Genomic DNA, 11,941 nt, shown 5'->3' with positions numbered 1-11,941 from the left:
TCATTCAAGGTGAGTTCGCCCGCAGCGACCGGATTCTGCCGGGTCACTGTCGTCGCGCCCGACAGCCGTATCGATGTCGCTCTGCCGGAGGACATCGCCGTGGCGGACATCTATCCCGAGGTCCTCCGGCTGACTCGCCAGACGCAGCCGGTCGGCACGCCGACCGGCTACAACCTCGTACGCCAGAACGGCACCGTCCTGGACGGCGCCCGGACCCTCGCCGCCCAGCGGGTCCTCGACGGCGAGGTGCTCAGCCTGCGGCCCTTCGCCATGTCGCTCCCGCCCGCCGTGTACGACGATGTCGCGGACGCGGTCGCCTCCGCCGTGGTTCAGGACCGCAGGCTGTGGCGGGACGCACTGCTGCGCGGTGCCGGCCTCACCGGAAGCTTCCTGGTCCTCCTCCTGATGGCCTTCGTGCTCTGGTTCGCCGATCCCGTGCGCCACGACATGCACGGCCTGCCGGGCATCCTCGCGGGTGGTGTGGGGCTGCTCCTGATCGCCTTCGCCGGCGTACGCGTGCGTGTCTACGAGGACCGTGCCGTCGGCGCGGTCCTCGGGCTCGCGGCCCTCCCTCTCCTGCTCGTCGCGGGATCGGGGCTCATCGGCCCGGACGCGGGGCAGGGGCCGGGCCGACTGCAGTTCCTGCTCGGCTGCGCCACCGTCCTCGTGGCGTCGGTCCTGCTCGTCGCGGTGTCTCCCGGCAGCGACGCCCCCTTCGTGGCCGCCACCTTCCTCGCGGCGGCGGGCACCCTCGCCGCCTTCGCCGCGATCATCACCGAAGCCGCGGCGACGGAGGCCGCCGCGGTCACCGCCCCGGTGACCATCGCCCTCGTCGCGTTCCTCCCGGGCCTGTCCTCCCGGTTCGCCCGGCTGCCCATCGGCTATGCCGCGCCGCGCAGCTCCGTGCAGGACGACTTCGACGCCGACCCGAACGCGACCGCCGACCCCGGGCCGCTCGACGCCGCCCGGATCGCGGCCCAGGCCCGGCGCGGCCACGAACTGCTCCTCGGCCTGGTCGCCGGCTCGGCCTCCGTCGTCGTGGGGTCGGCCGCCGTCCTCGGCTTCTCCGAGAACGTCTGGGGGCAGCTCCTGGCGCTCGCCGCGGGCCTTGCGACCCTGCTCCGGGCGCGTCTCTTCCGCTACACCGCGCAGGTCGTGTGCGCGCTCGGGGCGGGCATCGCCGCCATCGCGCTGCTGCTCATCGGCCTGGCCCTGAACCCGCCGGGCGACGCCATGCAAGAACTGCTCCTCCACGGCGACCCTGGCCCCCTGGAACTGCGCGCGGTCTGGCTCACCGCCGCCATCGCCTTGGGATGCGCCCTGCTGACGGCCGTCGCGTTGATCATCCCGACGAAGGGGCTCTCCCCCTTCTGGGGCCGCCTCCTCGACCTCACGGAATCGGCGATACTGCTCTCTCTGGTCCCGCTGTGCCTCGCTGTCCTGGACGTTTACGACGCGGCCCGCTCGCTGACCAGCTGAACAGGACGGCGATCAGCCGAGCAGGGCGGCGGCGCCCCCGTCCAAACCCCCCACAAGCCGACTGGTACCCTGTGAAACAACCGCCTGTCTGCGCACCCGCGAATCCCCAGGGATCCGAACCCGGCCCGCACAGACCCGGCCCGGCCCCGGACCCGTCAAGGACCTGGACCCGGACCCGCGCCCGGCGGCCCATTCCGGCCTCCCGAGTCACGGAAGCTCCCCTGAGATGTAGACCAGGGGCACTCGGAGGCACTCGAAGACATCACGAGGAGTACGCGTGTCGCTCGACGCCGCTACGAAGAAGCAGATCATGACCGAGTTCGCCCAGAAGGAGGGCGACACCGGCTCCCCCGAGGTTCAGGTGGCGCTGCTCTCCCGCCGCATCTCGGACCTGACCGAGCACCTCAAGACCCACAAGCACGACCACCACTCGCGTCGTGGTCTGCTGATCCTGGTCGGCCAGCGTCGCCGCCTGCTGCAGTACCTGGCCAAGAAGGACATCCAGCGCTTCCGCGCCCTGGTCGAGCGCCTCGGCATCCGCCGCGGTGCGGCGGGCGCCAAGTAAGACGCCGTGGAGGGAGCGGTTCCCACTCGAAGCACTCGAAGGGGGCCGCTCCCTTTGCTGTACGTGCGCGGTGTCACCGACGCTTTGTAGTCTGGTGACACAGGCACGAAGACAAGCACCACGAAGACAAGCACGAAGACAAGCACGTCCCCGCGGGCAGGAAAGCCCCGGGGCGCAAGAACGAAAACCCCCCACGAGGGAGAGGCGCACGCAGCCGCCGCCGGTCCTCGGTAGTGGCCCCCGGGAGCATCCCGGGTGCTTCGATCGAAGACCGGCCCGCATCCACGGCGCGCTTCTCCACACAGTCCCCGTCCGCGAGAGGACGCATGGGACGCCGCCCCCGGGTCACACGGATTCAGGGGCGAGAAGACGAAACGTAGACACGTAGGAGAACAGTGGAGAACGAGACCCACTACGCCGAGGCCGTCATCGACAACGGCACGTTCGGCACCCGCACCATCCGCTTCGAGACGGGGCGCCTGGCCAAGCAGGCCGCAGGCTCCGCCGTGGCGTACCTGGACGACGACACCATGGTGCTGTCGGCCACCTCCGCTTCCAAGCGGCCCAAGGACCAGCTCGACTTCTTCCCCCTGACGGTGGACGTCGAGGAGCGGCAGTACGCCGCCGGCAAGATCCCCGGTTCGTTCTTCCGTCGTGAGGGTCGCCCCTCCGAGGACGCGGTCCTGACCTGCCGCCTGATCGACCGCCCGCTGCGTCCTTCCTTCAAGAAGGGCCTGCGCAACGAGATCCAGATCGTCGAGACGATCATGGCGCTCAACCCCGACCACCTGTACGACGTCGTCGCGATCAACGCCGCCTCCTGCTCCACGCAGCTGGCCGGCCTGCCCTTCTCGGGCCCGATCGGCGGCACGCGCGTGGCGCTCATCAAGGGCCAGTGGGTCGCCTTCCCGACGCACACCGAGCTCGAGGACGCCGTCTTCGACATGGTCGTCGCCGGTCGCGTCCTCGAGGACGGCGACGTCGCGATCATGATGGTCGAGGCCGAGGCCACCGAGAAGACCATCCAGCTCGTCAAGGACGGCGCGGAGGCCCCCACGGAGGAGGTCGTCGCCGCCGGTCTCGAGGCCGCGAAGCCCTTCATCAAGGCGCTCTGCAAGGCCCAGTCGGACCTCGCCGCGAAGGCCGCCAAGCCGACCGGCGAGTTCCCGGTCTTCCTGGACTACGAGGACGACGTCCTCGAGGCCCTCACCGCCGCGGTCAAGACCGAGCTCGCCCAGGCGCTGACCATCGCCGGCAAGCAGGAGCGCGAGGCCGAGCTGGACCGCGTCAAGGAGCTCGCCGGCGAGAAGCTGCTCCCGCAGTTCGAGGGCCGCGAGAAGGAGATCTCCGGTGCGTACCGCGCGCTGACCAAGAAGCTGGTCCGCGAGCGCATCATCAAGGACAAGGTCCGCATCGACGGCCGCGGCCTCACGGACATCCGTACGCTCGCCGCCGAGGTCGAGGCCATCCCGCGCGTGCACGGCTCGGCGCTGTTCGAGCGTGGCGAGACCCAGATCCTGGGCGTCACCACCCTCAACATGCTCCGCATGGAGCAGCAGCTCGACACCCTCTCCCCGGTGACGCGCAAGCGCTACATGCACAACTACAACTTCCCGCCGTACTCGGTCGGCGAGACCGGCCGCGTCGGTTCGCCGAAGCGCCGCGAGATCGGCCACGGCGCGCTCGCCGAGCGCGCCATCGTGCCGGTGCTCCCGTCCCGCGAGGACTTCCCGTACGCGATCCGTCAGGTCTCCGAGGCCCTCGGTTCGAACGGCTCGACCTCCATGGGCTCGGTCTGCGCCTCCACGATGTCGCTGCTGAACGCCGGTGTGCCGCTGAAGGCCGCCGTCGCCGGCATCGCCATGGGTCTGATCTCCGAGGAGATCGACGGCCAGACGCACTACGTCGCCCTCACCGACATCCTCGGTGCGGAGGACGCCTTCGGCGACATGGACTTCAAGGTCGCCGGCACGAAGCAGTTCGTGACCGCGCTGCAGCTCGACACCAAGCTCGACGGCATCCCCGCCTCGGTCCTGGCCGCCGCGCTGAAGCAGGCCCGTGACGCGCGTCTGCACATCCTCGACGTGATGAACGAGGCGATCGACGTTCCGGACGAGATGTCCCCGAACGCGCCGCGCATCATCACCGTCAAGATCCCGGTGGACAAGATCGGTGAGGTCATCGGCCCCAAGGGCAAGATGATCAACCAGATCCAGGAGGACACCGGCGCCGACATCACGATCGAGGACGACGGCACCATCTACATCGGTGCCGCCGACGGCCCGGCCGCCGAGGCCGCCCGCGCCACGATCAACGGCATCGCCAACCCGACCATGCCGGAGGTCGGCGAGCGCTACCTGGGCACCGTCGTGAAGACGACGACCTTCGGCGCGTTCGTCTCGCTCATGCCGGGCAAGGACGGTCTGCTGCACATCTCGCAGATCCGCAAGCTCGCCGGCGGCAAGCGCGTGGAGAACGTCGAGGACGTCGTCGGCGTGGGTCAGAAGGTCCAGGTCGAGATCGCCGAGATCGACTCCCGCGGCAAGCTCTCCCTCATCCCCGTCATCGACGGCGAAGAGGGCGAAGACCAGAAGGACGACACCGACAAGTGACGTCGCGTAGCACCACGACGACGGCCCGCCCCTCTTCGGAGGGGCGGGCCGTCGCCCGTACCCAAACCCTCATCAAGGGCGAGCACGGCATCGGCACCGTCCGCAGGACGACCCTCCCCGGCGGCCTGCGCGTCGTCACGGAGACCCTGCCCTCCGTGCGCTCGGCCACCTTCGGAATCTGGGCCAACGTCGGATCACGCGACGAGACCCCTTCGCTGAACGGCGCCACGCACTACCTCGAGCACCTCCTCTTCAAGGGCACCAAGAAGCGCAGCGCCCTGGACATCTCGGCCGCGCTCGACGCGGTCGGCGGCGAGATGAACGCCTTCACGGCGAAGGAGTACACGTGCTACTACGCACGCGTGCTCGACACCGACCTGCCGCTCGCCATCGACGTCGTCTGCGACATGCTGACCGGCTCCCTCATCCGCCAGGAGGACGTCGACGCCGAGCGCGGCGTCATCCTCGAAGAGATCGCGATGACCGAGGACGACCCGGGCGACTGCGTGCACGACCTGTTCGCGCACACGATGCTCGGCGACACCCCCCTCGGCCGCCCGGTCCTCGGCACCGAGGACACGATCAACGCCCTCACCGCGGACCGCATCCGCCGCTTCTACAAGAAGCACTACGACCCGACCCACCTCGTGGTCGCCGCCGCGGGCAACGTGGATCACAACAAGGTCGTACGCCAGGTCCGTGCCGCCTTCGAGAAGGCCGGCGCGCTCCAGCGCACCGACGCGGTCCCGATGGGCCCCCGCCAGGGCTCCCGTGCCCTGCGCACCGCGGGCCGCGTCGAGGTCATCAACCGCAAGACCGAGCAGGCCCACGTCATCCTCGGCATGCCGGGCCTCGCCCGCACCGACGAGCGCCGCTGGGCCCTCGGCGTCCTGAACACCGCCCTGGGCGGCGGCATGTCCTCGCGCCTCTTCCAGGAGGTCCGGGAGAAGCGCGGCCTGGCCTACAGCGTGTACTCGTACACGTCGGGCTTCGCCGACACCGGTCTCTTCGGTGTCTACGCGGGCTGCCGCCCCAGCCAGGTCCACGACGTCCTGAAGATCTGCCGCGACGAGCTCGACCAGGTCGCGGAGCACGGACTGACGGACGACGAGATCACCCGCGCGATCGGCCAGCTCGCGGGCTCCACCGTCCTCGGCCTCGAGGACACCGGCGCCCTGATGAACCGTATCGGCAAGAGCGAGCTCTGCTGGGGCGAGCACATGTCGGTCGACGACATGCTGGCCAAGATCTCCGCGGTCACCCCCGACGAGGTGCGCGAAGTGGCCCGCGACGTGCTCGGCCACCGCCCGTCCCTGTCGGCCATCGGCCCGCTCAAGGACAAGCAGGCGGCCCGCCTCCACGAAGCGGTCGCGTAGGTAGCGCAGTCCCCGCAAGGGATCGACGTAAGGAATGAAGGACATGAGCAAGCTGCGCGTGGCGGTCATCGGCGCGAAGGGCCGCATCGGCTCCGAGGCCGTCAAGGCCGTCGAGGCCGCCGACGACATGGAACTGGTCGCCGCCCTCGGCCGGGGCGACGAACTGGCCTCGCTGACGGAGGCCGGCGCCCAGGTCGCGGTCGAGCTGACCCACCCCGACTCGGTGATGGAGAACCTCGACTTCTGCGTACGACACGGCATCCACGCCGTCGTCGGTACGACGGGCTGGACCGACGAGCGCCTCGCGCAGCTGCGGACGTGGCTGGCCGCGTCCCCGGAGACAGGCGTGCTCATCGCCCCGAACTTCTCCATCGGCGCGGTCCTCACGATGAAGTTCGCGCAGCTCGCGGCGCCGTACTTCGAATCCGTCGAGGTCGTCGAGCTGCACCACCCGAACAAGGCCGACGCCCCCAGCGGCACCGCCACGCGCACCGCCCAGCTCATCGCCGAGGCGCGCAGGGCGGCGGGCAGCGCCCCGCAGCCCGACGCCACGACGACGGCCCTGGACGGCGCCCGCGGCGCGGACGTGGACGGCGTGCCGGTGCACTCCGTGCGCCTGCGCGGCCTCCTCGCCCACCAGGAGGTCCTGCTCGGCGGTGAGGGCGAGACCCTGACCGTGCGCCACGACTCGCTGCACCACAGCAGCTTCATGCCGGGCATCCTGCTCGGCGCGCGCCGCGTGGTCGGCACCCCGGGGCTCACGTTCGGCCTGGAACACTTCCTGGACCTCGGCTGATCCGGGGAGCGGACCTCATGCGCGCGAAGATCACCTACGCCGTCACGGCCGCCGTCTTGGTCGTCTACTTCGTCCTGGTCGGCAGCCGCGGCGTGCTCCTGATACAGCACGGCACCGCGCTCACCGTCACCTTCGGTGTCGCGGTGCTGATCCTGCCGGTCATCGGCGTCTGGTTCCTCTGGAAGAACACCCAGTTCGTCCAGCGCGCCAACCGTCTCGCCGCCGAGCTCGAGGCCGAAGGCGGCCTGCCCGTCGACGAGTTGAAGCGCACGCCGGGCGGCCGCATCGACCGTGACTCGGCCGACGAGGTCTTCGCCCGCCGCAAGGCGGAGACCGAGGACTCGCCGGACGACTGGCGCTGCTGGTTCCGCTTGGCCGTCGCCTACCACGACGCCAGGGACACCCCCCGCGCGCGGAAGGCCATGCAGCGCGCCATCGCCCTGCACGCGGGCAGGCCGGTGAACGTCTGAGCCGGGCGGTGGCTAGGCGGTGGGGCTGTACTCCGTGGCGGGCCGGTACTCGTCGGCCCACACCTCGATGGAGTCGGCCGCGCGGTTGAACGCCTCGTGCCGCGCCAGGAAGTCGGCGTTCCGGTCGGTGAGCAGCAGCTGCCGCGCCTCGGCAGTCTGCTGATCACGCCGTACGAGGACGAGGGCCTGCCCCTGCACCGTGCGGGGCAGACCCAGCCAGCGCACCGGCTGCTGGGCGGTCCGCACCGCGGAGATCCGGCCCCAGGGGAGCGTCTGCGTCGTCAGGAAGCGGACCTTGCGCAGTCCGTGGGCGCTCACCCAGATGCCCATGCGCAGCAGCCGCAGGGCACTCACGATGACGAGGGCGGCGAGCCCGGCGCAGATCGCGGCGCCCGCGAGGGAGTCCGCGAACGCGATGACCACGGCGGCGAAGAGAACGAACGAGGCGAGCAGCAGCAGAAGTGCCGCGGTGCCCACGCGCCAGGGACCGGGCCGGTAGGGCCGGCGCCAGTGATCGCGGTTCTCGAAGGGCAGTGCGGCGTCGCCCGCCGCGTCGTCGAAAGTGCGGTCCGCGGTCAGGAAGGGCAGGGGCACGGGCTGATCCTCACTCGATCCACACATGGGCTGTGCCCGGTGAGGCTATCGAGCCGTGCCCCCTGCTACCACCCTTGGGGGTCCGGACGAGTACGAGTCGGTCCGGACGGCAGTCGGCGCCGGTCAGCGACCGTCGGCAGCTTCGGACTGCTGCGTCTGCGCCGGTGACTGGTCGGGCGACATGGCGGGCATCCCGAAGAGCAGGGATCCCACAAGACCGGCCACCACGGTCAGGCCGATGAGCGTGCGGCCCACGATCTGGCTGGCCGACGCGCGCTCACGGGGTGGGGGAGTGACGTTACTGCGGAACTTGTCGGCTTCGGCGATGAAGGCGAACGGAACGGGCTCTCGCCGACGGAACATGGGGCGCGCTTCTCCTCACGGGTCTCGAACGGAGCTCTGTGGACTCTGTTGTATAGACAGACGCGTGAAACGCCCAAAAGGTGCCCTGTTTCAGCAAATTAGTCGAAGAATGTGCTGGCGATTCACCGAACGGCCGATTGTCGGGGCCGACCCGCGAGCGGGCGAGGCACTGATGTGCGGATGGACCGAGCGAAGTGTCCGGATTGCGGCACTTCGTGAAGTTCATCTAGCCTGATCAAACGGACCCGGCACTGCTTGAACCCCCGAGCAGGCAGTGCCGGGCTCCACACTTGTCAGGTCCGCACACATCCCCCGAGGGGCGACCCCGCGCTGAGCAGCGAGTAGCGTGTTACCCATGGCTCCGACCTCCACTCCGCAGACCCCCTTCGGGAGGGTCCTCACCGCCATGGTCACGCCGTTCACGGCGGATGGCGCACTTGACCTCGACGGCGCGCAGCAGCTCGCCACTCATCTGGTGGACGCAGGCAATGACGGCCTCGTTATCAACGGCACCACCGGTGAGTCCCCGACCGTCAGTGACGCGGAGAAAAACGATCTCGTACGAGCCGTCCTGGACGCCGTCGGAGACCGCGCCCACATCGTCGCCGGCGTCGGCACGAACGACACCCGCCACAGCATCGAGCTGGCCCGCGCCGCCGAGCAGGCGGGCGCCCACGGCCTCCTGACCGTGACGCCGTACTACAACAAGCCCCCTCAGGAGGGCCTGTTCCGGCACTTCACGGCCATCGCCGACAGCACCGAGCTGCCGGTCATGCTCTACGACATCCCCGGTCGCAGCGGTGTACCGATCAACACCGAGACGATGGTCCGCCTCGCCGAGCACCCCCGCATCGTCGCCAACAAGGACGCCAAGGGCGACCTCGGCCGCGCCAGCTGGGCCATCGCCCGCTCGGACCTCGCCTGGTACTCCGGCGACGACATGCTGAACCTGCCGCTGCTGTCCGTCGGCGCGTGCGGCTTCGTCTCGGTCGTCGGCCACGTCGTCACCCCGGAGCTGCGCGCCATGCTGGAGGCGCACCTCACGGGTGACGTACAGAAGGCCACGGAGATCCACCAGAAGCTGCTCCCGGTCTTCACCGGCATGTTCCGCACGCAGGGCGTGATCACCACCAAGGCGGCGCTGGCCCTCCAGGGCCGTCCCTCGGGGCCGCTCCGCCTCCCCCTGGTGGAGTTGTCACCCGACGAGACGGCCCAGCTCAAGATCGATCTCGCCGCCGGCGGGGTACAGCTGTAACCACAGACTTCACAACTGAATACGCGGAACACGCGGGCGCGCGGCAGCAGCCGACGGCCGCCCGCACCCCACACAACAACTGCTAATGCACGAACGTCATACGCGCCACGTGCCTCGGAGGTACGTGGCGCGCGTGGTGAGGAGAGTCTTTTGAGTCATCCGCATCCTGAACTCGGCGCCCCGCCGAAGCTCCCGAAGGGCGGCCTGCGGGTCACCCCGCTCGGCGGCCTCGGTGAGATCGGCCGCAACATGACCGTCTTCGAGTACAACGGTCGTCTGCTGATCGTCGACTGCGGAGTGCTCTTCCCCGAGGAGGAGCAGCCCGGAATCGACCTGATCCTGCCGGACTTCACGTCCATCAGGGACCGCCTCGACGACATCGAGGGCATCGTGCTCACGCACGGCCACGAGGACCACATCGGCGGTGTCCCCTACCTCCTGCGCGAGAAGCCGGACATCCCGCTGATCGGCTCCAAGCTGACGCTGGCGCTGATCGAGGCGAAGCTCCAGGAGCACCGCATCCGGCCGTACACGCTGGAGGTCGTCGAGGGCGACCGCGAGCACCTCGGCCCGTTCGACTGCGAGTTCATCGCGGTCAACCACTCCATCCCGGACGCCCTGGCCGTCGCCATCCGCACCCCCGCGGGCATGGTCGTCGCCACCGGTGACTTCAAGATGGACCAGCTGCCGATGGACGGCCGCCTGACCGACCTGCACGCGTTCGCGCGGCTGAGCGAGGAAGGCATCGACCTCCTCCTCTCCGACTCGACGAACGCCGAGGTCCCGGGCTTCGTCCCGCCCGAGCGCGACATCTCGAACGTGATCCGCGGTGTCTTCGCCGGCGCCCAGAAGCGCATCATCGTCGCGAGCTTCGCCAGCCACGTGCACCGCATCCAGCAGATCCTGGACGCCGCGCACGAGTACGGCCGCAGGGTCGCCTTCGTCGGCCGCTCGATGGTCCGCAACATGGGCATCGCCCGCGACCTCGGCTATCTCCGGGTGCCGCCGGGCCTCGTCGTCGACGTCAAGACCCTCGACGACCTGCCGGACAGCGAGGTCGTCCTGGTCTGCACGGGTTCGCAGGGCGAGCCCATGGCCGCGCTCTCCCGCATGGCCAACCGCGACCACCAGATCCGCATCGTCCAGGGCGACACGGTGATCCTGGCGTCGTCGCTGATCCCCGGCAACGAGAACGCGGTCTACCGCGTGATCAACGGCCTGACCCGCTGGGGCGCGAACGTCGTCCACAAGGGCAACGCCAAGGTGCACGTCTCCGGCCACGCCTCGGCCGGCGAGCTCCTGTACTTCTACAACATCTGCAAGCCCAAGAACCTGATGCCGGTCCACGGCGAATGGCGCCACCTGCGCGCCAACGCCGAGCTCGGCGCCCTCACCGGCGTCCCGCACGACCGCATCGTGATCGCCGAGGACGGCGTCGTCGTCGACCTCGTCGAGGGCAAGGCGAAGATCGTCGGCAAGGTCCAGGCGGGATACGTCTACGTGGACGGCCTCTCCGTGGGCGATGTCGGCGAGCCCGCCCTCAAGGACCGCAAGATCCTGGGCGACGAGGGCATCATCTCGGTCTTCGTGGTGGTGGACTCCAGCACCGGGAAGATCACCGGTGGCCCGCACATCCAGGCGCGCGGCTCCGGCATCGACGACTCGGTGTTCACCAGCGTCGTCCCGAAGGTCCAGGAAGTCCTGGAGAAGTCGGCCCAGGACGGCGTCGTCGAGCCCCACCAGCTGCAGCAGCTCATCCGCCGCACGCTGGGCAAGTGGGTCTCGGACAACTACCGCCGGCGCCCGATGATCCTGCCGGTGGTCGTGGAGGTCTGACCCTCCTGACCGCGCCTTCTCCGGAGCGGGGCACCTCGATTTGCATCGGGGCGCCCCGCTCCGTTAGGTTTACGGCTCCGCCAGCGAGGGAACCCGGAGCACTCAGGTGCCTTGGGACCACCCGAGCGGGGCGGGGAATCCGACTCAGAATCTCTGATAAAGTCGGAACCGCCGGAAAGGGAAACGCGAAAGCCGAAAGGCCGGAGCGGGAACCGGAAAGGCACCGAGGAAATCGGACACGAAAGAGTCTGATAGAGTCGGAAACGCAAGAACGAAGAACAAAAAGAAACACCGAAGGGAAGCGCCCGGAGGAAAGCCCGCGAGGGTGAGTACAAAGGAAGCGTCCGTTCCTTGAGAACTCAACAGCGTGCCAAAAGTCAACGCCAGATATGTTGATAACCCCGTCTCCAGCATCAGCTGGGACGCGGTTCCTTTGAAAAAACACAGCGAGGACGCTGTGAACGGACGGGATTATTCCTCCCGACCGTTCCGCTCTCGTGGTGAGCACCGGATTACCGGTACACATTCACGGAGAGTTTGATCCTGGCTCAGGACGAACGCTGGCGGCGTGCTTAACACATGCAAGTCGAACGAT

Annotated in this window: 10 protein-coding genes and 1 rRNA gene; 9 read left to right on the top strand and 2 right to left on the bottom strand. The window is 69.1% G+C overall.

Annotated elements, in window-relative coordinates; genetic code table 11:
• Nucleotides 1-9 precede the first annotated feature (9 nt).
• The 6 genes from eccD (at nucleotide 10) to ACZ7LU_RS10840 (ending at nucleotide 7,298) form a co-directional block, all read left to right on the top strand.
• Nucleotides 10-1,479 (top strand): type VII secretion integral membrane protein EccD, encoded by a 1,470-nt coding sequence (eccD, locus tag ACZ7LU_RS10865; protein ID WP_471916543.1) that lies wholly within the window; start codon nucleotides 10-12, stop codon nucleotides 1,477-1,479.
• Nucleotides 1,480-1,756: 277 nt separating this feature from the next.
• A complete protein-coding gene (gene rpsO, locus ACZ7LU_RS10860; protein ID WP_362994044.1) occupies nucleotides 1,757-2,044 on the top strand; it encodes a 30S ribosomal protein S15 in 288 nt (95 codons plus the stop codon).
• 395 nt (nucleotides 2,045-2,439) lie between these two features.
• Nucleotides 2,440-4,656 (top strand): polyribonucleotide nucleotidyltransferase, encoded by a 2,217-nt coding sequence (locus ACZ7LU_RS10855; protein WP_398308503.1) that lies wholly within the window; start codon nucleotides 2,440-2,442, stop codon nucleotides 4,654-4,656.
• On the top strand, nucleotides 4,653-6,032 hold the full coding sequence (locus ACZ7LU_RS10850) for a M16 family metallopeptidase (protein ID WP_398308501.1): 1,380 nt from the start codon (nucleotides 4,653-4,655) through the stop codon (nucleotides 6,030-6,032). The genes ACZ7LU_RS10855 and ACZ7LU_RS10850 overlap by 4 nt, the downstream gene beginning before the upstream one ends.
• Nucleotides 6,033-6,075: 43 nt before the next feature.
• Nucleotides 6,076-6,828 carry a 4-hydroxy-tetrahydrodipicolinate reductase gene (dapB, locus tag ACZ7LU_RS10845; RefSeq protein ID WP_468317969.1) on the top strand — a complete coding sequence of 251 codons (753 nt, stop codon included), beginning with the start codon at nucleotides 6,076-6,078 and terminating at the stop codon, nucleotides 6,826-6,828.
• 17 nt (nucleotides 6,829-6,845) lie between these two features.
• Complete coding sequence (locus ACZ7LU_RS10840) at nucleotides 6,846-7,298, top strand: hypothetical protein (RefSeq protein WP_470984172.1); 453 nt, start codon at nucleotides 6,846-6,848, stop codon at nucleotides 7,296-7,298.
• A gap of 12 nt (nucleotides 7,299-7,310) precedes the next feature.
• On the opposite strand, the gene ACZ7LU_RS10835 is transcribed toward ACZ7LU_RS10840, so the two are convergent.
• Together ACZ7LU_RS10835 and ACZ7LU_RS10830 are read right to left on the bottom strand one after the other, a co-directional pair.
• Nucleotides 7,311-7,892, bottom strand: coding sequence for a hypothetical protein (locus tag ACZ7LU_RS10835; RefSeq protein ID WP_471916542.1), 582 nt, complete (start codon nucleotides 7,890-7,892; stop codon nucleotides 7,311-7,313).
• Nucleotides 7,893-8,015: 123 nt separating this feature from the next.
• The gene (locus tag ACZ7LU_RS10830) at nucleotides 8,016-8,255 is read right to left on the bottom strand and encodes a hypothetical protein (RefSeq protein WP_398308493.1); all 240 of its coding nucleotides are present in this window, start codon (nucleotides 8,253-8,255) and stop codon (nucleotides 8,016-8,018) included.
• A gap of 355 nt (nucleotides 8,256-8,610) precedes the next feature.
• Here ACZ7LU_RS10830 and dapA point away from each other — a divergent pair, with 355 nt between their 5' ends.
• The 3 genes from dapA to ACZ7LU_RS10815 form a co-directional block, all read left to right on the top strand.
• Nucleotides 8,611-9,510 (top strand): 4-hydroxy-tetrahydrodipicolinate synthase, encoded by a 900-nt coding sequence (dapA, locus tag ACZ7LU_RS10825; RefSeq protein WP_471916541.1) that lies wholly within the window; start codon nucleotides 8,611-8,613, stop codon nucleotides 9,508-9,510.
• Nucleotides 9,511-9,660: 150 nt separating this feature from the next.
• The gene (locus ACZ7LU_RS10820; RefSeq protein ID WP_398308491.1) at nucleotides 9,661-11,346 is read left to right on the top strand and encodes a ribonuclease J; all 1,686 of its coding nucleotides are present in this window, start codon (nucleotides 9,661-9,663) and stop codon (nucleotides 11,344-11,346) included.
• Nucleotides 11,347-11,871: 525 nt separating this feature from the next.
• Nucleotides 11,872-11,941: ribosomal RNA gene (locus ACZ7LU_RS10815) — 16S ribosomal RNA — on the top strand; the annotation flags it as partial.

It is taken from the genome of Streptomyces sp. NPDC039462 (assembly GCF_055639375.1).
Note: the sequence above shows the minus strand (reverse complement) of the source record. Positions and strands in the feature narration are given on the sequence as shown.